Source organism: Streptomyces sp. 11x1 (assembly GCF_032598905.1).
Taxonomy (GTDB): domain Bacteria; phylum Actinomycetota; class Actinomycetes; order Streptomycetales; family Streptomycetaceae; genus Streptomyces.
This window is the reverse complement of sequence record NZ_CP122458.1, coordinates 9737525-9760607: the sequence shown is the minus strand read 5'-3', so window position 1 is coordinate 9760607 and position 23083 is coordinate 9737525. Positions and strand designations below refer to the sequence as shown.

Below are 23083 nucleotides of genomic sequence, written 5' to 3'. Positions count from 1 at the left end.
TCCTGGAGAGGAACGGGGCACCGGGCCCGCGCCTGCCGGGCGCTCCGGCCGACCGCGAACGGCCCAGTTTCTCCTTCGAGTTCTTCCCTCCGAGGACCGAGGCGGGCGCCCGCACCCTGTGGGAGGCGGTCCGCCGCGTCGAGGCACTGTCGCCGGCTTTCGTCTCCGTCACGTACGGCGCCGGCGGTTCGTCCCGCCACCGCACCGTCGAGGTCACCCGGCGGATCGCCGCCGACACCACGCTGCGGCCCGTCGCCCATCTGACGGCGGTCGGGCACTCGGTCGCCGAACTGCGCGGCGTCATCGGGCAGTACGCCGACGCGGGCGTGCGGGACGTCCTGGTCCTGCGCGGTGACCCTCCCGGAGACCCGCGCGGCCCCTGGGTGCCCCATCCGCGGGGCCTGCGCCACGCCTACCAGCTCGTCGAACTGGTGCGCTCCCTGGGGGACTTCTCCGTGGGAGTGGCCGCCTTCCCCGAGCGTCATCCCCGCTCCCCGGACTGGGAGAGCGACATCCGGCACTTCGTCGCCAAGTGCCGAGCGGGCGCCGACTACGCGATCACGCAGATGTTCTTCCACGTCGACGACTTCCTGCGCCTGCGGGACCGGATCACGGCGGCGGGCTGCCACACGCCGATCATCCCGGAGATCATGCCCGCCACCGACGTCCGCCAGATCCGCCGCTTCGCAGCGCTGAGCGACGCCGCCTTCCCCGAGGACCTCGCGCATCGTCTGGAGGCCGCGCGCGGCGACCCCGCCGAGGGCCACCGCATCGGGGTGGAGTACGCCACCGCGATGGCAGCCCGGCTGCTGGACGAGGGCGCGCCGGGGCTGCACTACATCACCCTCAACAGGTCCACCGCGACCCTGGAGATCCACCGGAACATCGAGCCCGTCCGGGTCCCCCACGGACCACCCGCCCACGAGTACGGCTGGAGAGCGACACGATGCGCATCGCCGTCACAGGTTCCATCGCCACCGACCATCTGGCCACCTTCCCCGGGAGGTTCGCCGACCAGTTGATCGAAGGCCGGCTCGATCACGTGTCGCTCTCCTTCCTCGTCGACGAACTCGACGTACGCCGTGGCGGAGCCGCCGCCAACATCGCGTACGGCCTCGGCGTACTCGGGCTGACACCCCTTCTCGTCGGCGCGGTGGGAGCCGACTTCGACGAGTACGAGATCCTGCTCAAGGAGCACGGCGTCGACACGGGCCACGTCCATGTGTCGGCCACGCGCCGCACCGCGCGCTTCATGTGCACGACCGACGCGGACCAGAACCAGATCGCCTCGTTCTACGCGGGAGCGATGGCCGAGGCACCCCGCATCGATCTCGCGCGGGTGGCCGACCGCGGCGGGGCGCTCGATCTGGTCGTGGTCTCCCCGAACGATCCGGCAGCGATGCTGCGCCACACCGAGCAGTGCCGGGAGCTGGGCATCCCCTTCGCGGCGGACCCCTCGCAGCAGCTCGCCCGCCTGGGCCGCGACGAGGTCCGCCGGCTCGTGAGCGGAGCGGGTTGGCTCTTCACCAACGAGTACGAGGCCGCCATGCTGCTGAGCCTGAGCGGCTGGACGCGCGAGGAAGTGCTGGGCCGGGCGGGGATGTGGGTCACCACCCGGGGAGCTGAGGGCGTCAGGATCGACACGGCGGAGGCGCAACCGCGGTACTTCCCGGCGGTGCCGACGAGTCGGGTCGTGGACCCCACGGGCACCGGCGACGCGTTCCGGGCGGGATTCTTCGCCGCACGGAGCTGGGGCCTTCCCCTGCGGGCCGCCGTACCCCTGGGCTGTGCCCTGGCCACGACGGCCCTGGAAGCCCTGGGACCGCAGCAGTACGCGGTGTCGCCGACGGACCTGCTGGACCGGGTCGAGGCCGTGTACGGCGGCGAGGTCGTCGCGCTGCTGGCCCCCCGCCTGGCGCGGGCCGACTGCCGGTGACGGCGGTGGACGCGCTGACGACAGGAGGACGGATGGGAGACGAACACTGTGCCGCCGAGGGCCCCGGGGACGGCTCGGTGCTGCGGACTCTCGCCGCGGAGGGGGTGTCCCTCTGGCTCGCGGGGGTGGGCAGGCCGGAACTCGTGGACGGCTCGCTGCGGGCATGGGTCGCCGACGCGTACGTCACCGGCGTGGTTCTGTCCGCTGCGGCGATGACGCGTGAGCTCCGGCGGCACGGCGACCACGCCTACCTCGAACAGTTGAGTCTCCTCGCGCGGCGGCGCGCCTCGCCGGAGGAGATCGTGCGCGCCCTGTCCGCGTACGACGCGCGCTGGGCGTGCGACCTCCTCGCCCCCGTGCACGCGGCCGCGGAGGGCCTCGACGGCTGGGTCTGCGCGGAACTCGACGCACGGCTGGCGGACGACGGCCCGTCCGCGCTCGACGAGGTGCGCGCCCTCGCCCTGGCGGTCAACCGCCCGAACCTGCTGGTGACGGTCGCCGCGACCGACGCCGGTCTGGACGTGGTGCGCGCGTGCATGGCCGAAGGCATCGGCGTGTACGTGGCTCCCCTGCACTCGGTGGAGCGCTACGCGGAGGTCCTCGACGCCGGTTGGGAGGGCCTGGAGCGGGCGCACCGCGCCGGGCGGGCGCCCCGGGGCGCCTGTGTGGCCGCCCTGGACGTGGCCGCGGTGGAGGCCGCGGTGGACCGCCGGCTCGGCGGGCCGGGCGGCTCCGCTGACGCCGCCGGACCGCGCGGCCGTACCGCCCTCGCCCTGGCCCGCGTCGCCTACGACCTCCATGAGCGGCGGCTGGACTCCTGCCGCTGGCGCGCGCTGCGCAACGCCGGCGCCCGACCGCAGCGGCTCGTCTGGTCCCGCGCCGACCAGGACGAGGACCTCGGCGCCGGTGAGCCGGATACCGACGTGCGTCAGGTGGAGGAGATCGTGGCGTGGCGGACGGCCCATGTACTGGCGCCCCGTGGCGCGGCGGAAGCCGCTCGCCGTGCGCGGCCGCGCGGCGACTCCCTGTCCGGGGAGGCGCCGGCGGCGCACGACACCGTGGCGGCACTGCGGCGGCGGGGCGTCGACGTCGGCAGGCTGGGCGCGGACCTGGACCGGCTCCGGTTGCGGCAGCGGTCGCGGGATCGTGCGGAGTTGCTCGACGCCGTACGGGACGCCCCGTGCGTCAGGGCGTACCTGTGAGGCCCGCCTCCGTGAGCGCCGGCCGTCGGCCCGGGAACTCCCCGCCGATCAGCGCGAGCAGCGGGGCCGCCTTCACCGCCGTCTCCTCGAACTCGGCCTCGGGGTCCGACAACGCGGTGATCGCCCCGCCGATGCCGTACCGCACGCGGTCGGGTGTGACCACCGCCGTACGGATCACGATGGACAGGTCAGCGGTGCCGAGCAGGGAGAAGTAGCCGATCGCGCCGGAGTAGACGCCCCGCGCCCCGCCCTCCAGGTCGTCGATGATCCGCATGGTCCGTTCCTTCGGGGCTCCGGTCATGGAACCCCCGGGGAACGCGGCGCGCACGCAGCGCACCGCGCCGCTGTCCGGCCGCAGAGTGCCGCGTACGGTGCTGACCAGTTGGTGCACGGTGGCGTGCGTCTCCACGGTGAAGACCTCGGAGGCGGTGACCGAGCCGATCTCGCAGCATCGGCCGAGGTCGTTGCGGACCAGGTCGACGATCATCAGGTTCTCCGCGCGTTCCTTCTCGTCCGCGCGCAGTTCCTTGGCGAGGGCACGGTCGTGAGCGGGAGTGTTCCCGCGCGGACGGGTGCCCTTGATGGGGCGGGACTCGGCCGTGCCGTCGGTCCGCACCCGCAGGAAGCGCTCCGGCGAACTGCTCAACACGGACAGGTCGCCGAACCGCAGCAGGGAGCCGTGGGCGCTGGGGCTGATCCGGCGCAGCCGGCGGTAGCCCTGCCAGGGATCCAGCACGGCCGCTGCCTCGGCCATGTTGGTGAGACAGATCTCGTACGACTCGCCGGCGGCGATCTGTTCCTGGCAGCGCCGGATCAGTTCCAGGTAGGCGTCCCGGTCGTGGCGCAACTCGATCCGGCCGCCCTCCGCGGGTGCGGGTGCGGCAGGCGCCGGTGCCGGTTCCCTGCCCGCCAGGAGGGCCAGTCGGGCGGCCGTCCGGTCGAGCCAGGAGGTCGCGGTGGAGGTCGCGTCGTCCTCGGCCAGCGCCAGCAGATGGGTGGTTCCGGTGTGGTGGTCGAACACCACCGCTCGGTCGACGAACAGCATGGTCGCGTCCGGTTCGGAGGACTGGTGGGTCGGCCGGCCGCCGCATTCGGCCGCCAGTTCGTAGCCCAGGCTGCCGACCCAGCCGAGTGCGAAGTCGAACGGCAGGTCCGGGGCGTCGACCCGTAGCGAACGCAGGTCCTTGTCGAGCCAGTCGAGGAAGCCGCCCGTGACCAGGCGCAGGCCGTCCCGCGTGGTGATCCGGACCGTCCGGCTGTGCACGTCGGCGGTGGCGACGCGGGAGAGCGGGCCGGACGCGTCGCCCATGAAGGAGAACCGGCCGGAGTCGTCGTCGGTGCGGCTGCTGTCGAGCCAGAACGCGTGGGTGGCGGCCCCGTAGAGGTGCTCGAAGACCACTTCCTCGTTCCAACGGGTCGCCAACTGGCGGGCGTGGACGGTCAGTCGACGTCGAGCGGGCCGCTCCGGCGATTTCGCCGCGGGCACCGGCCCGCGCCGTCGTCCGCCGGCCCGTCGCAGGAAGTTGCGCAGGAGCCGACGGCCGTACGGGGTACCGATGGACTCAGGGTGGAACTGGACTCCCCACAGGGGACGGTCCCGATGGCGCAGGCCCATGAGTGTGCCGTCCGGGGTCCAGGCGGTCGCTTCGAGGGCGGCGGGGAGGGTGTGCACCGCGAGGGAGTGGTACCGCACGGCTTCGAAGGGGCTCGGCAGTCCGGCGAAGATCTCCCGGCCCGTGTGGAAGACGGGGGAGGCACGGCCGTGGCGGGGCTCCGGTGCCCGGCCCACCACTCCCCCGCCCGCCACGGCTATGCCCTGGTGGCCCAGGCACACGCCGAGGAGGGGGATGCCGGCGGTGTCGACGATCTCGCGGCAGATGCCGAAGTCGCCCACACGGCCCGGGTGCCCGGGTCCGGGCGAGAGGACCACGGCGTCGAAGGCCGCGAGGTGGGCGGCCCGCCAGTGGGGGTCGTCGTTGCCGACGACGGTCGGTTCCCGGCCGCCGAGTTCGGCCAGGTGGTGGAACAGGTTGTAGGTGAAGGAGTCGTGGTTGTCGACGAGCAGTGTGCGCATGGGGGTGGGGCCCTTTTCGTGGTCGGTGCCGTCAGGCGTGGGCGAGGTCGAGGCCCGGTCCGGGCCGGGCCCCGCGCTCCCGGGCCGGTCGTATCTCCAGCAGCATGTGCTCCACCGGGTCGGGTCCTTCGTGGACGGTGCGGGTCCGGAGCGTGCGCAGTTCCCGGTCGCACCCGGCGGCGATCCGGCGCAGGGCGCCGAGGTCGCCCCGGTCGCTGAAGTGCAGGAGGGCGATCCCCTCGTCGGTCAGATGGTGCAGGACCTCGGAGAGGTACCTGCCGTGCGCGCGGTAGCCGGGGTCGACGTAGGCCCGCTCGTGGTCGCTGCGGTACGTGTAGTCGGGCGGCGCCATCACGTAGTTGGAGCTCCAGAAGATCCGGTCGAACCGGGCCCCGGGGTCGAGGGCCGAGAAGAGGTCGCCGTGCAGTGCGGTGACGCGGTCGGTGACCCGGTGCCGTTCGGCGTTGAGGCGTGTGTTCTCCACAGCACGTTCGTTGATGTCCGTCGCGACGACGGGGCCCCAGCCGGCGAGTGCCGCCTGGACGGCGATGACGCCGGCGCCGCAGCCGATCTCCAGGAGGGAGAGGGGCGACCGGTGGGGGGTGGTGCCGGCGAGCCCGAGGAACTCGGCGCCGATGCGGGTCGAGGGGGAGTAGAGGGGCGCGAAGACCTCGCCGAGCAGGTCCCAGCGTCGGCCCAGGAGGGTGAACTCCCCGGGCCTGTCGGGCCGGGTCAGCGAGCGGTGGCTGCGTTCGAGCGACTTGAGGTGGTCACGGACGTCGGACATCAGGGCCTCCGGAAGAGGTGTGTGGTGCTCCGGCGAGTCGAACTCCTCACACCTTTCTCGATGGGGGCCCGCGCCCGGAAGGTGATCGAGTGACAGCCCCGGCCGCCTCGGTGGTGGCTCGGCCACAGGGTTGGGTGCGCCCCATGCTGGGCAGGCGTGCGAGTGCGCGGGGGCGGCCTCAGCCGGGACGGCAGGCAACCGCCGTGTGCGGACATGGCGGATCCGGTGCGTGGGGGAGAAGCGTGCGTTCAGACGAGTTACCGATATCCGAAGGCGGACGACCGGACGAGAGCGCACACATGCTCTCCGTCCTCGAACTCCTCGCGGCGGAGGCCCCGCCGGCACGGGTGCGGGAACTCGTGAGAGGTTTCGGCCGCGGGGACCCGAAGCCGGACCGCGAGGCGGTCCTGCGACTGGAACGGGCCGAGAGCCTGGCCCTCCAGGTCCACTCGCTGTTCGCCCGCCGCAAGCAGCGAGAGGCGGAGCTGTCCGCGCTCGTCGACACGGCGCGCGATCTCACGCTGCCCTACGAGCTCGACACCCTCATGGGGACCATCACCCGGCGCACGCGCGGCCTGCTCAGCATGGACATGTCCTACATCAGCTTCCATGACGACGGCGGGAACGGGAGTTTCGTGCAGAGCGCGGACGGCCACGCCTCAGCCCTGACGGTCGGTTACCGAGTGCCCGACGAATCGGGCCTCGGCCGCGCGGCGACCGAGAAGGGCGTCCCCATCTGGACCCCCGACTACCTCTCCGACGACAGTTTCCGGCACACCGGCGTACTCGACGACGTGGTGCGAGCGGAGGGGATCCGAGCGATCATCGCCGCTCCGCTGTCGGTCGGCGGCCGCACGTTCGGCGTGCTGTATGCGGCCGACCGGAACGTGCGCCACTTCAGTGTCAACGACGTCGCCCTGATGAGTTCGCTCGGCGGCCTGGCGGCCGTGGCCATAGACAAGACCCGCGCCCTGGAGCGCAGCCACGCGGACGTCGTCGGCCTCACCGACTTCCGCCGCCTCGGGGAGACGCACAGCAGACTGGTCGACCTCGCCCTCGCGGGCGGCGGCCTGCAGACGCTGGCCACCGAGGTGGCCGACGCCCTGGACGGGGCCGTGCTCGTGCGGGACATGGAACATCGCTCGCTCGCCTCCGTCGGGACGCTGCCCGAGATCGACGAGGAGGAGGCACGGGCGGCCGTCCGGACGGCCGCCACGGTCGGCGCACAGCGCGCGAACCAGGGCCGAACGGGGGTGTGGGCCGTGCCGGTCATGGCGGGCAGCGAGGAACTCGCCGTACTGCTGGTGCACCCGCGGCGGCCGCTGGACGAAGCCGGTGTACGCCGCTTGCGCCTTGCGGCACAGGCCGTCGCCGTTCTCCTCCAGGTCCAGCGCAGTGAGGCGACAGCGGCGAGCCCCTTCCGTGACGAGTTGTTCGACGACCTGCTGGCCCTTGAGCGACGACCGCTCAAACAGCTCGAACTGCGGGCGAGCAGACTGGGCATCGCCCACGACCAGTCGTTCGTCCTGGTGGTCGTGCGCCCCGAGGGCGGTACCGCCGGGCGCGTCGCGAGCTGGGCGGCCTCGTACGCGCACCGCGTGGGCGGACTCCGCAGCATCCAGAGCGGGTGCATCTCCCTGCTGGTGCCCATGTCGGCCGCCCCCGAGCCCGGCTGGGGAGCGGGGGACTTCGCCCGGTCGGTCTCCGACCAGCTGGACGGGCTGCTGGGACACCCGGCCACGGTGGGCGCGGGCGGGCCGGTCCGGGGGCTGGACCGGGTGCGCAAGGCCCATCAGGAGGCCATGCGCTGTATGGAGGCGCTGGTCGCGCTCGGCAACGAGGGGGCCAGCGCGTCGGCGGCGGACCTGGGCTTCCTCGGCGTGCTGCTCTCGGACGACCGCGACGTGGCCGCGTTCGTCGACTCCACGATCGGGCCGGTGCTCGACTACGACGCACAGCGGCTGACGGATCTGACGAGAACCCTGGACGCGTTCTTCGCCGCGGGCGGCAGTCCGACCAACGCGGCGGAACTGCTGCACGTGCACCCCAACACGGTCTCCCGGCGCCTGGAGCGCGTGGCCGAACTCCTCGGCGCGGACTGGTCGAAGCCGGAGAAGGCACTCGACGTGCAACTGGCTCTGCGCCTCCACCGGACGAATCGCATCCTGCGCCACCGGAGGCGGGCCCGCCGGACGACGGAGCCCTCCTCTCAGGCGGACAGCCCGCAGACCTTCGAGCCCGAGCCGTACACCGACTGACCGGCGGCGTCCGCCGCAGTCAGGGCGGAGATCGCGTAGGCGCAGGAGGCCAGGGTCATGTGCCGGTGCCAGCCCTCCAGCGACCGGCCCTCGAAGTCGCGCAGTCCCACCGCCTCGCCAAGGGTGCGCCAGCCCTGCTCGGCTCTCCCGGACAACCGGGTGAGGTTCAGCAACGCGGGCGCGGAGAGGGCGGGCACATTGGTCAGCCACACCTGCGACGGCGGGTGGCGCAGGTCGTGCCAGACCCCGAGGGCGGTGAGCGGCCCGCGGCCCGGCCCTTGGCCGGCGAGGCGCACCGGGGTGGTCACGAACGCCGTGTCCGGCCGACCGCCTCCCGTGGGCGACCGGGTGTGCCGCGATCGCAGCGCCCTGTCGAGGATCCGCTGCGCGGGGGCGACGCAGGGGCCGTGACCTCCCGACGTCGGATGTTCCGCCGCGATCCGCATCCGCCCGCCGATCCGCACCACGAGCGGGAACCCGGCCTCCAGACGCCGTGTCACGAGACCTTCCTCCTCCGGTACGCCGCGCACATCGAGCAGCGCCGGCCGCGGCGGGTCGCTCCAGCGGCGTACGTCGTCCAGGAGCCCGGTGACGGTGTCGTACCGGCCGGTGTCCGCCGCCGCGTCGTCGCTCCACCGCCCGGTCAGCCTCAGGCGCCAGCTGACCGGTGCGGTCACGCTCGGGGACGCGAACCACATGCCGTACGCCTGCTGGCCGTTGACGAGCTGACGGGTGTCGGGCGAGAAGTGCCGGCCCACCCCCACACTGTGTTCGCCGGTCTTGCGGATCGACACCGGTTTCAGCACCCAGGCCGACGCGGGTCCCGTCGTCTGGAGGAAGCGGGCGAGGGCCCGGCGCAGCGGCGTCCACTCCCAGCGCGAGCTGCTGACGAAGTGGTGCAGCCGCTGGGCGTCACGGGGTGCTCCGACGGCCGACGCGATGTTGGCGATGGACTTGCGTCCCTCGGCGCTCAGCAGCCCGTCCAGGTACTGCCGCGCCTGGATGCGCTGGTCGTAGCGGCGAAACTCCGTGAACAGGACGGCGCACAGCTGGGTGGCGATGTCTTCCATGACACACCAGGCTTCTCGTCGCCGGTGCGGAGGACGAGGTGGGAGGAACACACCGCTGCCGCCCGCCGAGGGTGGCCCGGTCACCAACCGGCGCCGGCCAGGATCCCGTCAACCGCCCGAATCGGGCGGCGAGGTGGTGGCCGGGCCACCACTCACGTCTCCGTCGCCCCGTCGTCCTCGGAGAGGAAGGCGACCAGTGCGTCGAGCAGGCGCGTGGTCGCATCCAGTGGCACCAGATGGCCCGCGCCGGGGATGAGCCGCAGCCGCGCGCCGGGGATCAGTGACACCAGTTCATGGGCCTTCGCGACGGGGATCCAGGAGTCCTCCTCGCCCCAGCACACGGTGACGGGGACACCGATGTCCCGGTACCGCCCCTGGATCTCGTCGGTGTGGCGCTGGTCGGCCTGGGCGATCTGCCGGTAGAACGCCGCTTGTCCCGTCTCGTCCGTCCAGGGCCAGGCCAGGGCGTCGGCCGCCTCGGGGCGCAGCCCCGCGTGGCTCGCCGAGGCGATGTACTCGCGCACGAGCGCGCGGTGCAGTGCGGGCGGCAACTGCTCGAACACGTGCGCGTACTCGCCGACCAGCCGGAAGAACGGTGAGCCCCACGGTGCGAGGGCCACCGGATCGACGAGCGCCAGGCGACGGTAGGGAACGTCGTGCAGCAGATGGGCCCTGAGGGAGACACAGCCACCGAAGTCGTGGGCGACCACGGACGGGGCCGACAGCCGCCAGTGCGCCACCAACTCGGCGAAGACCTCGCCCTGCGCCGCGAGGGAGACGTCCTGGCCCTCGGCCTTCTCGGACGCACCGTAGCCGGGCATGTCCCAGACGAACACCTGATGGCCCCGGTCGGCGAGCGCGGAGGCGATCTCCCGCCACACGTACGAGGAGAACGGGGTGCCGTGCAACAGCACGACGGGTTCACCCTCTCGTGGTCCCAGCCGGTTCCATCGGACTGTCCCCGACCGGCTTTCAAAGGTCTCGGGCAACTCCCAGTCGTGCAACGGTCGGTTCCTTCCCGTCCTCACCAGGCATGGACGACCGGAGGACTCCGGTGTCGGTGCGTCATGAACAGTCTCTCACCGGGACACCGTCCGGGCCTCGCGGCCGGGGTGTGGTGGCCCGGGCACCGTCCCGGCGCCCGGTTCGGGCGGTTGCCGCGTCCCGGGCGGTGCCGGGTGGTGACCGGACCACCGCGAGGGGGCCGCGAGGGTGTGTCCCTCGCACCTCGCCCCGGGCACCGGAACGCGGGAAGTCTGGTGCGCCGTGGACGACATCGGCCCGTGCGGCGCGTCTCCACGGACTCCCCTCTCTGCTCACACCGCTGCGGTCCCGGCGCGAGATCCCCCGGCACGCAGCGCCTCGATCCGAGAGAAAGAAGACAGAACACACATGACAGTGAACACGAGCACATCCGTGGAACCGGACCGGCTGGACTCCCCCCACCGTCGCGTCGCGGACCTCGCGTCCGTGCTGGCCACGTGGTGCCCCGACCTGTGCGCGGCGACCCCGTGCGGTGTGCTGGCTCCGCTGCTCGGCCGACTCGAGGGGGGACCATCCGGAGTTCCGGTACGTCCATCGTGAGGACAACGCCGTCGCGCTGGCCGTGGGCACCGCCCTGGCCGGCGGGCGTGGCGCCGTGCTCATGCAGAACTCGGGCTTCGGACAGTCCGTCAACGTCATGGCGTCCCTGGTGGAACCGTTCGACGTGCCGCTCGGACTGATCGTCAGCATGCGCGGCACCGGTGTCGACGGCACTCGGGAGAACCGGGGCATGGGAGAGGTGACCGTGCCCGTGCTCGACCGTCTGGGGGTGCCCTGGCGCACGTTCGGACCGGACGGCGACCGCGGTGCGGTGGCGTGGTTCGAGACCATGCTGGCGGACCGGACGGGGCCCGTCGCCCTCCTGGTGCCCCCGGAGTCCTTCGGCTGGAGCGCGGCCCGGTGACGCGGCGACCGGACGTGCTGGAGGCGGTCGTGGCCCACGGACACGACAGCCCTGTCGTGTCCACCACGGGCTACACGTGCCGGGAGGCCTTCGCCGCGGGCGACGCGCCGAACCACCTGTACATGACGGGCTCCATGGGGATGGCCTCGGTGATCGGTGTGGGAATCGCCCGGCGGACGCACCGGACCACGGTGGTGGTCGACGGGGACGGCGCCTTCCTCATGAACCCCGGGGCGCTGATGGTCGTGAAGCAGTACGGGCCGGAGAACCTCCTCCACCTCGTCCTCGACAACGGCGGCTACGAGTCGACCGGCGGCCAGGAATCGTCCAGCGCCCTGTTCGACATCCCCCTGATGGCCATGGCCATGGGCTACCGCGCGTGCACACGGATCGAGGACCCGGCGGACCTCCGTCGACGACTGCCGGAGCTCGTCCGCACCCCCCGGGGGCCGCATCTGGTGTACGTCCCCACGGAGCCCGCGCCCGCCGGGAGCAGTCCACGGATCGCGGTGGACCCCGCGGCCAACTTCCTGCGCTTCCGCGACTGGATGACCGGTCCACGAAAGGTGGAGGTATGACGACCGCCCTCACGTCGCACGCGACGTTCGACTCGGAGATCAGGACGACCTCGTCGGACAGCCTGATCGTGCGCTACTACCGCGGGATCCGGCTGGTGTCCGAGAGGCTTCGCGACAGGGCGCCCGGCGACACCTTCACCCCCGCGTTCGACTACCCGGAGCTGAACGACACCTGGGAGGAGTTCTTCAGCGTCGCGCGAGCGTCGTGGACGGGGCTCGACGACTACGGCGACAAGCGGCTGACGCTCCTGGACCTGACGAGGAATCCCGCGACCCGCACCGGCAAGACCCCCGCCTCGCTGCTGATGGTGGCGCGAGCCGTCCGCCACATCCGGCGCACCGGCGAACCGGTCCTGCTCTTCACCCCCTCGTCGGGCAACAAGGCGATCGCCCTGCGGGACGCGGTCGGGCGGGCCCTTCGGCTGGGGCTGGCGGACCCCGACGAACTGCGCATCGTGACGCTGACCCCGCGGGGGACGCTCTACAAGTTCCGCCGCGACCCGCTCATCGACTCCGACGAGCTGCGGCGTCTGAACCCGTTGATGGTGTACGAAGGCGACGATCCGGCCGCGGTGAAGAGGATCGGCGCGGAGTTCACGCGCGTGCTGTCGGCTCCCGGGCACGGGCCGTGGCGTGTCTGGCAGTCCTTGAACATCGCCAACTACCAGGCTGCGGACTGCTGCCGGGCCTTCTTCGAATACGAGTTCGGTGACGGGCCCGGCCGCCGGCTGCATGCCCACGCGGTGTCCAGCGCCTACGGACTCCTCGGCTACCAGCGCGGCCTCGACCTGCTGGCGAGTCTGGGCCTGCCGGTGCGTCAGCCCGGCTTCCTGCTGGTGCAGCACTCCGAGACGAGCGACATGGTGCGGCACTTCCTGCGTGCCCGGACGGGCGAGGAGCCCCGCGTCGAGTACCGGCACGACAGCCGCACCGGACTGCTGCGACAGGACGCCTCGCCCCACTTTCCGCGGACCACCTGGTCCGAACGGGAGAACCTGGAGCCGACCTTCTACACCAAGGAGCCCCCGACCGCGCCCGAGATGACCGGGCTGATGAAGGCGCACGGCGGCTCGGGCGTCATCGTGTCGCTGCAGGAGTGCCTGGCCCGCTACGGCGAGGTGCGGCGGTATCTGCGCGGCACCGGCTGTGAGCTGCCCGACGACCCGCGCACGCTCGGGGAGTGGTCGCTGGTCATGGCGCTGACCGGTGTCTTCAACGCTGTCGACCGAGGACTGGCCGACGGCTTCGGCGACCTCGTGGTCCACGGCTCCGGGGTCTATCACCGGCCCGTGGGCGAAGGTGTACGACCGGACCAGGTACAGGTGGTGACCGACGCGCAGCACATGGCCCTGCTGGTCTCCGAGGCCCGGTGACCTCTCCCCCGCCGTCCCGAGAAGAACCGTGCGGTGAAGAACTGTTCGACGAAGAACCGTGCGGCGAAGAACCCCGAAGGCGAGAACCGAGAAGGAGTTGACGACCCGTGAAGCGTGAACTGCTCAAGTCGAAGATCCACCGGGCGACCGTGACCCAGGCGGACCTGCACTACATCGGTTCGATCACCCTCGACCCCGACCTCATGGAGAAGGCCGACATCCTGCCGCACGAAAAAGTGGACGTCGTCGTCCTCAACAACGGCGCGCGCTGGACGACCTACGCCCTTCCGGGCCCCCGCGGGAGCGGTGTCATCGGGATCAACGGCCCGACCACCCGGCTCGCGCTGCCGGGCGACCTCGTGATCATCATGGCGTACGCCGGCGTCACCGAGGAGGAGACCAAGACGCACGAGCCCCGGGTCCTCTTCGTCGACGGTTCGAACAAGATCATTCACGAGGGCACCGACCCGGCCGCCGCCCCCGAGGGAACGGGCACCTTCCGCGGCGACCAGCTGAAGGAACCTCACCCCTCCGCCCCGCACCCCGCGGCACGGTAGGAATGCCGTGCGGGACCGGACCCGCCCGTCGCGGGTCCGGTCCCGCGCCCGCCCGTCGCGGGACGACCTCAGAGGAATTCCATTGACCAGTCGCGACATCCTGATCGTCGGAGTGGGATCGCTCACGCGGGCGATCCGCTCGTCCCTCGCCACCACCGCCGCCGAGCGGTGCACCGTGACCCTGCTGTCGGGCACACCGCGCAACGCGGCGGAGGTCTGCTATGTCGCGAACACGCGCGCCGCACTCAGCGGGACCGGGGCGGTGTTCCGCGCGCTGCCGGCGCCGGAGTACTCCGCCGAGGTGTTCCGTGCCGTGCTGGCACGCGTTCGGCCCGCCGTCGTTCTCAACTGCGCCTCGCACCAGTCACCTTGGGAGGGGACGCGCACTCCGTCGGCCTGGAGCGATCTCGTGGCCCGGGCCGGGTTCGGCGTGACCCTGCCGCTGCAGTCGGTGCACGCCCTCACTCTGGGAGAGGCGATCGCCGAGGTGAGTCCGCGGGCCCTGCTGGTGAACGCCTGTTTCCCTGACGCGGTCAATCCCGTGCTGGACGCGCTCGGCGTCCCCGTGTTCTGCGGGACGGGCAACGTCATGACGATCGCCGCCTCGCTGCGGTCCGCGCTGAGTGCCGAGGAAACACCGGGAACCCTGCGCGTGCTGGGTCATCACGTACATCTTCACGCGCCGCGCCACCCAGACGACGAAGCGCTGGCCTGGCTCGACGAGGCGCCCATGGCGGAGGTCACCGACGCGCTGCGCGCACAGCGCGGCACCCCGAGGTCCGAACTCAACGCGGTGGGCGGCCATGCCACGGCCCTTCTCCTCGGGCACCTCCTCGACGGGCGCGACACGCACGCGAACCTCCCGGGGCCCGCGGGCCTGCCCGGCGGTTACCCCGTGCGGATCCGCTCGGGCCGCATCCACCTCGACCTGCCCCGGGGAATGTCCCGGGAGCGGGCCGTCGCCCTCAACCAGCGTTGGGCGGTATCGGACGGCGTCCAGGTCAGGCCGGACGGCGAGGTCCGCTTCACGGCGGAGGGCGACCCGGACACCGACAAGGAACTGCCGGACGTCCTGCGCCCGTCACACGTCTCGGACATACGGGAAAGGTGCGCCCGGATGCTCGCGCTGAGGACACGGCTGCGGAACCTGCCGCCACGGGCCTGCGCATGAGGGAGGGCCAACGCGAGAGGCGGGCCTCCGTGGTGCCGGACACGACCGCGGGGCCGGGCGTGCCGCCCACCCTGATGGTGCTCGGTGGCATCGTCGCCCTGGAGCTGGGCGCCGCCCTCGCCAAACTGCTGTTCCCCCTCGCCGGTGTGGCGGGAGTGGTGGCCCTGCGGCTCCTGTTCGCGGCCGTCGTCCTGGCGGCCGTCATGCGGGCGTCCCCGCGCGCCGTGCGCGACCGAGCGACGCTCGGGCTCGTCCTGCTCATCGGAACCCTGCTGGCCCTGCACCATCTGGCGTTCTACGCGGCCGTCGACCGGCTGCCGTTGGGGGTCGCCGTCACCATCGAGTTCACCGGCCCCCTGGCGATCGCCCTGTTCTCCTCGATGCGACCACGCGGTCTGCTGTGGGCGGGGCTGGCCGCGGTGGGGGTCTGTCTCACCGCGCTGGCCGACACGACGGGTCCGGTGGGTGTTACCGGGGTGCTGCTGGCCGTCGGGGCGGCGGTGACCTGGGGCGGCTACATCCTCGTCTCCTCGGCCCTGGGGCGCCGGACCGCGGACGGGCGATGGCTGACGGTCGCGACCGCGTGGGCCGCCCTCCTGACGCTTCCCCCGGCCCTGACCACCTCCGGCACCCGGTTGCTCGACCCCTGGGTGCTGCTGGGCTGTCTCGGCGTGGCCCTCCTGTGCGAAGTCGTGTCCTACTCGCTGCAGAACAACGCCCTGCGCCGCATGCCGGCGCAGGGCTTCTCTGTCCTGATGAGCCTGGAGCCCGCCGTCGCCGCGCTTCTCGGGCTGCTGATCCTCGGCCAGGCCGTCTCCGCCTGGCAGATCGCCGGGATCGTGGCGGTCGTGCTCGCCTCCATCGGCAACACGCTGGCGCCCGGCCGGAAGTGAGCTCGGCGCCCCCGGTCGGCCGCTCAGTCGTTCCAGTGCGCGGGCGGGGGCGCCGGCCGCAGCCCGTGACGGATCGCATGGGCCGCGTCGATGCCGTACACCACATCACGGAAGAAGCGCTTGAAGGCGATACCCAGTGCGTACATTCCGTCTCCACCTCTCTTCATCTCTGCGCCGATACGTCTCTGCGTCTCTGCGCCGATACGTCTCCGCATCTCTTCGTCCTGTTGACATCACCCAGCGTTCCGTGAGCGCACGACGCGAACCAGTGGCGGCAATGACACCTTTCGATAAGATTCCGCCAGGGACTCCGTCATACCGAGGGAGGAGCGAGCGATGAGAGAGCGGCAGGCAGAGACCCCTTACCGGGTCGCCGTGCTGGTGACGGACGAGACCTCGGCCTTCGAGGTCGGCATGGCCACGGCCGTCTTCGGCCCGTACCTGGGCGACCTGATCCCCGGACGCTACGAGCTGCGGCTCTGCGCGGAGCGGCCCACCTCCGTCCCCCTGGCGGGCGGTGCCGTGCTGACCACGCGCTATGGGCTGCGGCAGCTGCGCACCGCCCACACCGTCATCGTGCCCAGCAGCGCCGATCTGGACGTACCGCCGTCCGACGCGCTGATCGAGGAGTTGCGCGCCGCGCACCGGGCCGGTGCGCGCATCGTCTCCACGTGCACGGGCGCCTACAAGCTGGCGGCGGCCGGACTGCTGGACGGCCGGCGCGCCACCACGCACTGGCGGTGGGCCGGCCTGCTGCGCACCCGCCACCCGCTGGTCGAGGTGGATCCGAATCCGCTGTACGTGGACGAGGGCGATGTCCTGACCGGTGCCGGCAGTGCCGCCAGTCTGGATCTGTTCCTGCACCTGGTGCGCAAGGACTTCGGGACGGAGCTGGCCAATACGGTGGCACGCCGCCTGGTGATCCAGCCGCACCGGGACGGCGACCAGGCGCAGTACATCGAGGCGTCGGTGGCGGCCCCGCCGGAGGACGACGGGCTCGCGCGGAGCATGGCGTGGGCGCTGAAGAACCTGGGCGGACCGATCACGGTGGGCACGCTGGCCCGCGAGGCGCGGATGTCCGAGCGCAGCTATCTGCGGCATTTCGCGAGGAGCCAGGGGATCTCACCGATCCGCTGGCTGATCTCGCAGCGGGTCCGCGCGAGCCTGCCGCTGCTGGAGACCTCACAGGCCTCCGTGGAGGAGGTCTCGGCCGCTGTCGGCTTCGAGTCACCCGTGACCTACCGACACCACTTCACCAAGATCATGCGCACCTCGCCGTCGGCCTACCGCCGAGGCTTCCGCACGGTCCAGGTGGGCAGGGAGGCGGCTGGGCCCGATGCGCTCCGTACGGTAGCGCCATGAGCGATCACTCAGAAGCAGCTGTCGCGCCCGTCGAGGCCTACGAACCCCCTTACTACGTGGCTGTGTTCACCACCGTGCGGACCGAGGATCAGGAGGGCTACGCGGAGACGAACGCGCGTATGGAGGAGCTGGTGAAGTCCCTCCCCGGCTACCTCGGGATGGACCATGCGCAGACCCCCGGCGGGCTGGGCATCACCGTCAGCTACTTCCGTGACGCCGACGCGCTGACGCGGTGGCGTACCGACGTCGAGCACCGCACGGCGCAGAAGCGCGGGCGTGCCCAGTGGTACCAGAGCTACTCGCTGCATGTGGCGAAGGTGGAGCGGAGCCACGGGTTCACGCGAGCGGGGGCCCCGCGGAACCCGGCAGTGGACTGACCGGCGGACCGGGGCGGGCGGCGGTGCCGTCGAGCACCGCCGCGAGGTCGTCCGCCGACTCGGGCGCGAGCCGGTAGAACCCCTGGAGGCTGACCGCGCGCTGCAGTCGTCCGTCCGCCACGTACTTCAGGTTCCGGGTCTGTCCTCGGCGGTTGCGCCAGGTCAGGCGTCCGAGGAGGTCGCCGGGTATCGGCAGGTCGAAGCGAACCGGTGTGGCGTCCACGTGCACGGCCTCGGCCCCGCAGCCGCCCGCGCCTAGCGCCGACCATGCGTGGTGTCCGGGGAACCCCGGGTCGCTCCAGGTCGCCGGAGCGGCGCCGCAGCAGTCGCGCCGCTCCCTGTCGACCACGCGCATCCGGCTCACCACCAGCACCTCGCCCCGGTTCACGTGCAGCGCGTACACCTCGTCGTCGGGGCGGGCGCCCGACCAGGCGGGGAGCGAGGAATGGACACCGCTGAAGGCGACGGGCGGGCGCTCACCCTCGCGCCCCGCCGTGCGCAGGGCACGGCACGTGTCGTGGGTCCACAGGACCGTGAAGGCATCGGACATGCCGAGATCCTACGAACGGGCGCTGACAACGCATGGTCAGCCTTCGGCCGCCTCGCGGGCGATCTGCTCGAACTGTGCGCCCATCGCCTCGGACAGCGCCTGGGCGGCGGAGAGCGGTCGGACCATCACCGTGAACTCGTCGATCTTCCCGTCGTCGTCGAAGTGCAGGAAGTCGCAGCCCTGGAGCCGCTTGCCGGCGACGGTCGCGGTGAAGACGAAGGCGTGGTCGCGCCCGTCGGGGTTGGCGATCTCGCGGACGTACGTAAAGTCCTCGAAGACGCGGGACACACCGCGCAGGATCGCGGCGGTGATCGCCTTGCCCGGATACGGCTTGAACGCGACCGGGCTGGTGAAGACGACATCGTCGGCCAGCAGGGCGGCGACGGCCTCCATGTCGCCGCTCTCCACGGCCTTACGGAAGGCGTGCATGAACCCACCTCTCACAGAGATTCATATTCAACGAGTTGAGTAAGTCATGAGGAGACTAGAGGGGCGCGTCACCCTTGTCCACAGGGCGAAAGAGCAGGGAATGGTCACCTCGTTGAGTGATCACGACGCTGCTAGCGTGTGCCCATGGCTTTGCGGAACGCGGTGATGGCCGCGCTGCTGGAGGGCGAGGCATCCGGATACGACCTCGCGAAGGCGTTCGACGCGACGGTCGCCAACTTCTGGATGTCGACTCCCCAGCAGCTCTACCGGGAGCTGGAACGCATGGAGGCCGAAGGGCTGGTCACGGCCCGCGTCGTCGAACAGGCACGCCGCCCCAACAAGCGCCTGTTCTCGCTGACCCGGGCCGGGCGCGAGGCCGTGCGCGCCTACACCGCCGAGCCGCCCGGGAAGCCGGAGGTGATCCGGGACGAGCTGATGGTCAAGGTGCAGTGCGTGGACGTCGGCGACAGCGAGGCGGTTCGGGCCGCCATCACCCAGCGCATGGAGTGGGCCACCACCAAGCTCGCCCACTACGAGAGGCTGCGCCAACGCCTCCTCGACGGACGCTCGGAGGAGGCCTACTTCACCGAGGCCGAACGCGTCGGCCCGTACCTCACACTGCTGCGCGGGATGTCCCTGGAGCGGGAGAACCTGCAGTGGGGGGACATGGCCCTGCGCAGACTCGACCAGCGCGCGGCCGCGGCGCGCCCTCGCGTCTAGGCCCTGCCGGACAGGCCCTGGCGGGGGTCCTGGCCGGACGCCTGGTCAGTGGGTGCGGTCAGGGGCGTGAGGGTGGGGCGCTTGGCCTGACGGCCGTCGCCCGAGGATCGGCCGCGCAGACGGCGGCCGAGCCAGGGGCCGAGGAAGGTACCGATCCAGCGCGCCTCGGCACCCACCGCCCGCCAGGCGGCGACGGGAGCCTCCTCGACCGGCAGGGGCAGGGTCCAGGTGTCGTCGCTGCCCGGCAGGTCGAGCGCCTGGGCCACGGCGGCCGCGATGCGCTCGTGCCCCAGCGGGCCAGCGTGCAGCCGGTCGGCGCTCCACAGTCGCGGGTCGGCCGCCGCGGCGTGCACCGCCGTCTCCGCGACCACCACTCCATGACGGCCTGCGGCCTCCCGGACGCGGTCGTTGAGGGCGAGCACCCGGCGGCCGATCGGGCGGGCCAGCGGGGAGATGCGCCCCACGTCGGGGAAGGTGAGGGTCGCGACCGTGGCGCCCTGGGCGGTGAGGGCGGCGAACATCGCCTCCAGATGGCCCGCCACCTCGTCGAGGTCGACGCGCGGGCGCAGCACGTCGTTGACTCCGGCGACCACGGTGGCGAGGTCGGGGCGCATCGCGAGCGCCGGGGCGAGCTGCCCGGCGCGCACCTCGCCGGCCTTGCGGCCGCGGACCGCGAGGTTGGCGTACCTGAGGCCGGGGTGGTGCCGGTCGAGCCGCTCGGCGAGCCGGTCCGCCCAGCCCCGCGGACCACGGTCGTCACCGTCCCCGAGCCCCTCGGTCTGACTGTCGCCCAGGGCGACATAGCGCAGATACGCACCGCTCGGCACGGACCGACCGCCTCTCGTCGACGCCGTCGGCACAGCGACGGCCCCTCGTCATAGTCAACGATGAACCTAGGTGCATCGTTGACTATGAAGATAGCAGCCGGCTCACGGCCGCACAGGGGGTGCCGGGACGCGGGGCCCGCGGACGGCGCCGCCCTGCCCGCCGTCGCGCGCTTGCAGTTGCCCTGGTTCGTCCGGCACCCCGAGTCGGTCTGCCGGACGGTGAACATGTTCGGCGTCACCGAGACGTGCGGCGGCACGGGTCTCAGAGGAGTCGCAGCTCGCGGGCACGGCGTACGGCGTCGTTGCGGCGGTTGACCGCGAGCTTGCGGAAGACGCTCTTGAGGTGCGTCTTGACGGTGTTGACCGACAGGCACAGATCGGCGGCGATCTCCTCGGTGGACATCATCCGGTCCAGGCGCCGCAGCACATCGCGTTCGCGGCCGCTCAGCTCCTCCACGACCGGCGGACGTTCCTCCGGTGCCGGCGGCCCGGTGCGCGTGGGCCGTCCGGCCGGTTCGGGGGTGAGCCAGCCGGCCGCGAGACTCCGCAGCGGGGCGGTGTCGAGCAGCGGCCGGAGCCAGCCGCCGGCCTCGGCGAAGGGCCGGCGCAGCCGCTCGCGCCGGGCCTCCTGGAGCGCCTGGGCGACGAGTCGGCGCACGGCGGCCTGGTCGCCCAGGGCGTGCGCGGCCTCGGCACGGACCAGCAGGGCCCGTACGGTCACCGCCGGGCCGGTGGGGCTCTCGGGGCGCAGCCCGTCCAGCAGCTCGATGGCCGCGAGGGGCGCGCCCGCGGCCAGGCGGGCGCGTGCCTCGCCCACCGCGCACACCGGCTGGTGGCCGGGCACGGCGTGCAGCAGTTCGGCGGCTGCCTCGGGCCGGCCTCGGGCGAGGTGGGCGGCGGAGGCGACCAGGGCAGTGTTGCCCTCCGCCCAGGGGGAGGCGACATCGGCGGCCACGGCCGGTTCGGCCGCCGCCAGGGCGGACCGGGTGTCGCCGCGGGCCAGCAGCAGACGGGCGGTGGCGAGGGCCCGGCCGGCCTCGGTCACCGGGTCCCGCGTCGCGGGCGGGGTGTCGGCCGCCGCGTCGAGATGGGCGCGGGCCAGCCGTAGTTCGCTCCGGTCCACGGCCACGGCCGCGAGGACGAGCCGTGCGACGCCGAACCCGGACGGCTGCGGCAGGCTGTACCGCTCGGAGACGGTCAGTGCCGCCATGGCCTTGCGTTCCGCCCTGCCGAGCCAGCCGTTCAGATAGTCGATGAGGGCCAGTCGGCCGAGGGAGTCCTCCCGCGGGAGCGCGGTCGACACGCCGTCGGAGCCTTCGGCGACCAGCGACAGGGCGGTGCGCGCCTCCTCGAAGCGCCCGGCCCACAGCCGTGCGGAGCCCAGATGGGCGAGGAGCAGGGCGGTGAGTTCGGGGTGCCGGTCCAGGAGGTGGGCGGGGACCTGGTCGCGCAGCCGCTCGGCGGTCCCGGCGGCCTGTTCCGCCCTGCCCGGTGAGCCGGTCAGCCGGGCGGCCAGCGTCTCCAGCAGCAGGCAGCTCAGGCGGGCCACCGCCGGGCCCGGTTCGTCCTGGGCCCGTGCCCTGTCCTCCTCCCCCGCGAGGCTCCGTTCGGCGTGCCGCAGGTGGGTCAGGCCGCGGTCGAGCTCGCACCGGGAGAGCTCGCGGGCGGCCCGTACGAGGTCCGCGGCGGGACTCGTGGCCCCGGGGTCCATGTGGGAGAACAGGTCGGTGAGGTCGTCGGAGCGCAGGCCGGTGAAGAGCTGGCCGATGGCGAGGTCGTCGACGAGGGCTCCGGCGGTGAACTCCCAGTCGCCCGCGGCGGCGCCGTGCCCGAGCGCCTCCGCGAGCATGTCCGAGCGGAGCAGCCACTGGGCGGCCCGGCGGTGGAGCACGGGTTCCAGGCCGGGGTGGCGCATCCGCAGATGGGCGCGGAGGATCTCCCCGAAGAGGGGGTGCAGGCGGTACCAGGCGTGCCCGAGGTCCTCGACGAACGCGTTCCCCCGGTGCAGCCCGGCCAGGATGCGCTCGGCGTCGTCGCGTTCGGTGAGCGCGTCCGCCAGTTCGGGGCGGAAGCGGTCCAGGACGCTGACCCGCAGGAGAAGGTCCTGGGTCTCGGGGGTCTGCCGTTCGAGCACTTCCGCGAGCAGGAAGTCGGCGACGGCCGTGCGTTCCGCCTCGAACCGTTTCAGATAGGTCTCCGGGTCCGGGCTCTCGCTCGCGGCCAGCGCGCACAGCCGCAGACCGGCCGCCCACCCCCGGGTGCGCTCCACGAGCGCCTCCGCGGCGGGTACCGGGAGCCGCAGGCCGTGCAGGTCCAGCAGGACGGCCGCCTCCTCGGGCGTGAAGGCGAGTTCGGCGTTCCTGATCTCCGTGATGTCGCCGGCCGTCCGGTGGCGGTGCAGCGGCAGCAGGGGTTCGGTGCGGGTGACGAGGATCAGGCGGAGACCGGACGCCGCGTGGTGCAGGACGAACTCAAGCTGGTCCGCGATCTCCGGATCGGTCACCCGGTCGTACTCGTCGAGCACCACGATGACGGGCCGCTCAAGGGCGCCCAGTTCGGCGGCGAGCCGGGTCAGCAGGGTGCGGTCCACGCGGCCGGCGTCGGCCGGGCAGCCGATGTCGGCCGGCAGGGGCACGCCGGCCGCGCGGAGCGCCTGGAGGACATACGCCCAGAACATGCCGGGGCCCTGGTCGCCGGCCTCGGTGGTGAGCCAGGCGACCGGCCGGTCCCGCCGGGCCGCCCAGTCGGCGACCAGCAGGGTCTTGCCGGCACCGGCGGCCCCGTTGACCACGGTCAGTGGTGTGCTCAGGGCCTGGTCGAGGTGGCCGTCCAGACGTGTGCGCCGCAGGAACGTGGCGGGCCGGGCCGGAACGGCCAAGCGGGTCGGCAGGAACGGGGCGCCCTGGGGATCGGCGCGGGTTGCCGACCCCTGCCCCCTCTCCCCGGACCTCACCATGGCGTTCACCACCAC

At 72.5% G+C, this 23083-nt stretch carries 22 protein-coding genes; 13 read left to right on the top strand and 9 right to left on the bottom strand.

The window, feature by feature from the left end:
• The first annotated feature begins 32 nt into the window (after nucleotides 1–32).
• Genes metF through P8T65_RS42915 form a run of 3 tightly spaced genes read left to right on the top strand, consistent with a single transcriptional unit; the run spans nucleotide 33 to nucleotide 3138 of the window.
• Complete coding sequence (gene metF, locus P8T65_RS42925) at nucleotides 33–1022, top strand: methylenetetrahydrofolate reductase [NAD(P)H] (protein WP_316731902.1); 990 nt, start codon at nucleotides 33–35, stop codon at nucleotides 1020–1022.
• The gene (locus P8T65_RS42920; RefSeq protein ID WP_316730858.1) at nucleotides 947–1936 is read left to right on the top strand and encodes a carbohydrate kinase family protein; all 990 of its coding nucleotides are present in this window, start codon (nucleotides 947–949) and stop codon (nucleotides 1934–1936) included. The genes metF and P8T65_RS42920 overlap by 76 nt, the downstream gene beginning before the upstream one ends.
• Nucleotides 1937–1968: 32 nt before the next feature.
• Nucleotides 1969–3138, top strand: a complete 1170-nt coding sequence (locus tag P8T65_RS42915; RefSeq protein ID WP_316730857.1) for a transaldolase family protein — start codon at nucleotides 1969–1971, stop codon at nucleotides 3136–3138.
• Here P8T65_RS42915 and pabB read toward each other — a convergent pair.
• On the bottom strand, nucleotides 3122–5212 hold the full coding sequence (pabB, locus tag P8T65_RS42910; RefSeq protein WP_316730856.1) for an aminodeoxychorismate synthase component I: 2091 nt from the start codon (nucleotides 5210–5212) through the stop codon (nucleotides 3122–3124). The genes P8T65_RS42915 and pabB overlap by 17 nt on opposite strands.
• 31 nt (nucleotides 5213–5243) lie before the next feature.
• Nucleotides 5244–5999, bottom strand: coding sequence for a methyltransferase domain-containing protein (locus P8T65_RS42905; protein WP_316730855.1), 756 nt, complete (start codon nucleotides 5997–5999; stop codon nucleotides 5244–5246).
• A 299-nt stretch (nucleotides 6000–6298) separates the two neighbouring features.
• On the opposite strand from P8T65_RS42905, the gene P8T65_RS42900 reads away from it, so the two are divergent.
• Complete coding sequence (locus P8T65_RS42900) at nucleotides 6299–8257, top strand: helix-turn-helix domain-containing protein (protein ID WP_316730854.1); 1959 nt, start codon at nucleotides 6299–6301, stop codon at nucleotides 8255–8257.
• On the opposite strand, the gene P8T65_RS42895 is transcribed toward P8T65_RS42900, so the two are convergent.
• Together P8T65_RS42895 and P8T65_RS42890 are read right to left on the bottom strand one after the other, a co-directional pair.
• Complete coding sequence (locus tag P8T65_RS42895; RefSeq protein WP_316730853.1) at nucleotides 8209–9327, bottom strand: transposase; 1119 nt, start codon at nucleotides 9325–9327, stop codon at nucleotides 8209–8211. The genes P8T65_RS42900 and P8T65_RS42895 overlap by 49 nt on opposite strands.
• 152 nt (nucleotides 9328–9479) lie before the next feature.
• A complete protein-coding gene (locus P8T65_RS42890) occupies nucleotides 9480–10331 on the bottom strand; it encodes an alpha/beta fold hydrolase (protein WP_316730852.1) in 852 nt (283 codons plus the stop codon).
• 512 nt (nucleotides 10332–10843) lie between these two features.
• Here P8T65_RS42890 and P8T65_RS42885 point away from each other — a divergent pair.
• The 6 genes from P8T65_RS42885 to P8T65_RS42860 all read left to right on the top strand — a co-directional run bounded on the left by P8T65_RS42885 (nucleotide 10844) and on the right by P8T65_RS42860 (nucleotide 15847).
• The gene (locus tag P8T65_RS42885) at nucleotides 10844–11275 is read left to right on the top strand and encodes a hypothetical protein (RefSeq protein WP_316730851.1); all 432 of its coding nucleotides are present in this window, start codon (nucleotides 10844–10846) and stop codon (nucleotides 11273–11275) included.
• Complete coding sequence (locus P8T65_RS42880; RefSeq protein ID WP_316730850.1) at nucleotides 11272–11853, top strand: thiamine pyrophosphate-dependent enzyme; 582 nt, start codon at nucleotides 11272–11274, stop codon at nucleotides 11851–11853. Before P8T65_RS42885 ends, P8T65_RS42880 begins: the two co-directional genes overlap by 4 nt.
• On the top strand, nucleotides 11850–13226 hold the full coding sequence (locus tag P8T65_RS42875; protein WP_316730849.1) for a DUF6002 family protein: 1377 nt from the start codon (nucleotides 11850–11852) through the stop codon (nucleotides 13224–13226). Before P8T65_RS42880 ends, P8T65_RS42875 begins: the two co-directional genes overlap by 4 nt.
• A gap of 107 nt (nucleotides 13227–13333) precedes the next feature.
• Nucleotides 13334–13783: an aspartate 1-decarboxylase gene (gene panD, locus P8T65_RS42870; RefSeq protein WP_184897609.1), complete on the top strand. Its 450-nt coding sequence runs from the start codon at nucleotides 13334–13336 to the stop codon at nucleotides 13781–13783.
• Between the two features lie 82 nt (nucleotides 13784–13865).
• Complete coding sequence (locus tag P8T65_RS42865; protein ID WP_316730848.1) at nucleotides 13866–14954, top strand: hypothetical protein; 1089 nt, start codon at nucleotides 13866–13868, stop codon at nucleotides 14952–14954.
• The gene (locus P8T65_RS42860) at nucleotides 14951–15847 is read left to right on the top strand and encodes an EamA family transporter (RefSeq protein ID WP_316730847.1); all 897 of its coding nucleotides are present in this window, start codon (nucleotides 14951–14953) and stop codon (nucleotides 15845–15847) included. The genes P8T65_RS42865 and P8T65_RS42860 overlap by 4 nt, the downstream gene beginning before the upstream one ends.
• Nucleotides 15848–15870: 23 nt before the next feature.
• On the opposite strand, the gene P8T65_RS42855 is transcribed toward P8T65_RS42860, so the two are convergent.
• Entirely contained in the window at nucleotides 15871–15993 is a 123-nt protein-coding gene (locus tag P8T65_RS42855; RefSeq protein WP_316730846.1) for a hypothetical protein, read from the bottom strand.
• Between the two features lie 190 nt (nucleotides 15994–16183).
• On the opposite strand from P8T65_RS42855, the gene P8T65_RS42850 reads away from it, so the two are divergent.
• Together P8T65_RS42850 and P8T65_RS42845 are read left to right on the top strand one after the other, a co-directional pair.
• The gene (locus P8T65_RS42850) at nucleotides 16184–17209 is read left to right on the top strand and encodes a helix-turn-helix domain-containing protein (RefSeq protein ID WP_316730845.1); all 1026 of its coding nucleotides are present in this window, start codon (nucleotides 16184–16186) and stop codon (nucleotides 17207–17209) included.
• Complete coding sequence (locus tag P8T65_RS42845) at nucleotides 17206–17586, top strand: antibiotic biosynthesis monooxygenase (RefSeq protein WP_316730844.1); 381 nt, start codon at nucleotides 17206–17208, stop codon at nucleotides 17584–17586. The genes P8T65_RS42850 and P8T65_RS42845 overlap by 4 nt, the downstream gene beginning before the upstream one ends.
• Here P8T65_RS42845 and P8T65_RS42840 read toward each other — a convergent pair.
• Complete coding sequence (locus tag P8T65_RS42840) at nucleotides 17546–18136, bottom strand: hypothetical protein (RefSeq protein ID WP_230216535.1); 591 nt, start codon at nucleotides 18134–18136, stop codon at nucleotides 17546–17548. The two genes, P8T65_RS42845 and P8T65_RS42840, sit on opposite strands and share 41 nt — an antisense overlap.
• A 36-nt stretch (nucleotides 18137–18172) precedes the next feature.
• Nucleotides 18173–18565, bottom strand: a complete 393-nt coding sequence (locus P8T65_RS42835) for a nuclear transport factor 2 family protein (RefSeq protein WP_215451941.1) — start codon at nucleotides 18563–18565, stop codon at nucleotides 18173–18175.
• A 144-nt stretch (nucleotides 18566–18709) separates the two neighbouring features.
• Here P8T65_RS42835 and P8T65_RS42830 point away from each other — a divergent pair, with 144 nt between their 5' ends.
• Nucleotides 18710–19285, top strand: coding sequence for a PadR family transcriptional regulator (locus tag P8T65_RS42830; RefSeq protein WP_316730843.1), 576 nt, complete (start codon nucleotides 18710–18712; stop codon nucleotides 19283–19285).
• Here the strand turns inward: P8T65_RS42830 and P8T65_RS42825 are convergent.
• Nucleotides 19282–20112, bottom strand: a complete 831-nt coding sequence (locus tag P8T65_RS42825; protein WP_316730842.1) for an SGNH/GDSL hydrolase family protein — start codon at nucleotides 20110–20112, stop codon at nucleotides 19282–19284. The two genes, P8T65_RS42830 and P8T65_RS42825, sit on opposite strands and share 4 nt — an antisense overlap.
• 262 nt (nucleotides 20113–20374) lie before the next feature.
• Nucleotides 20375–23068: a LuxR C-terminal-related transcriptional regulator gene (locus P8T65_RS42820; protein ID WP_316730841.1), complete on the bottom strand. Its 2694-nt coding sequence runs from the start codon at nucleotides 23066–23068 to the stop codon at nucleotides 20375–20377.
• Nucleotides 23069–23083 lie beyond the last annotated feature (15 nt).

Coding starts and splice junctions, on each gene's coding strand:
- P8T65_RS42920 (WP_316730858.1), top strand. CDS start 947: ATGCGCATCGCCGTCACAGGTTCCATCGCCACCGACCATCTGGCCACC.
- P8T65_RS42915 (WP_316730857.1), top strand. CDS start 1,969: ATGGGAGACGAACACTGTGCCGCCGAGGGCCCCGGGGACGGCTCGGTG.
- pabB (WP_316730856.1), bottom strand. CDS start 5,212: ATGCGCACACTGCTCGTCGACAACCACGACTCCTTCACCTACAACCTG.
- P8T65_RS42905 (WP_316730855.1), bottom strand. CDS start 5,999: ATGTCCGACGTCCGTGACCACCTCAAGTCGCTCGAACGCAGCCACCGC.
- P8T65_RS42900 (WP_316730854.1), top strand. CDS start 6,299: ATGCTCTCCGTCCTCGAACTCCTCGCGGCGGAGGCCCCGCCGGCACGG.
- P8T65_RS42895 (WP_316730853.1), bottom strand. CDS start 9,327: ATGGAAGACATCGCCACCCAGCTGTGCGCCGTCCTGTTCACGGAGTTT.
- P8T65_RS42875 (WP_316730849.1), top strand. CDS start 11,850: ATGACGACCGCCCTCACGTCGCACGCGACGTTCGACTCGGAGATCAGG.
- P8T65_RS42860 (WP_316730847.1), top strand. CDS start 14,951: ATGAGGGAGGGCCAACGCGAGAGGCGGGCCTCCGTGGTGCCGGACACG.
- P8T65_RS42855 (WP_316730846.1), bottom strand. CDS start 15,993: ATGTACGCACTGGGTATCGCCTTCAAGCGCTTCTTCCGTGATGTGGTG.
- P8T65_RS42850 (WP_316730845.1), top strand. CDS start 16,184: ATGAGAGAGCGGCAGGCAGAGACCCCTTACCGGGTCGCCGTGCTGGTG.
- P8T65_RS42845 (WP_316730844.1), top strand. CDS start 17,206: ATGAGCGATCACTCAGAAGCAGCTGTCGCGCCCGTCGAGGCCTACGAA.
- P8T65_RS42840 (WP_230216535.1), bottom strand. CDS start 18,136: ATGTCCGATGCCTTCACGGTCCTGTGGACCCACGACACGTGCCGTGCC.
- P8T65_RS42835 (WP_215451941.1), bottom strand. CDS start 18,565: ATGCACGCCTTCCGTAAGGCCGTGGAGAGCGGCGACATGGAGGCCGTC.
- P8T65_RS42830 (WP_316730843.1), top strand. CDS start 18,710: ATGGCTTTGCGGAACGCGGTGATGGCCGCGCTGCTGGAGGGCGAGGCA.
- P8T65_RS42820 (WP_316730841.1), bottom strand. CDS start 23,068: ATGGTGAGGTCCGGGGAGAGGGGGCAGGGGTCGGCAACCCGCGCCGAT.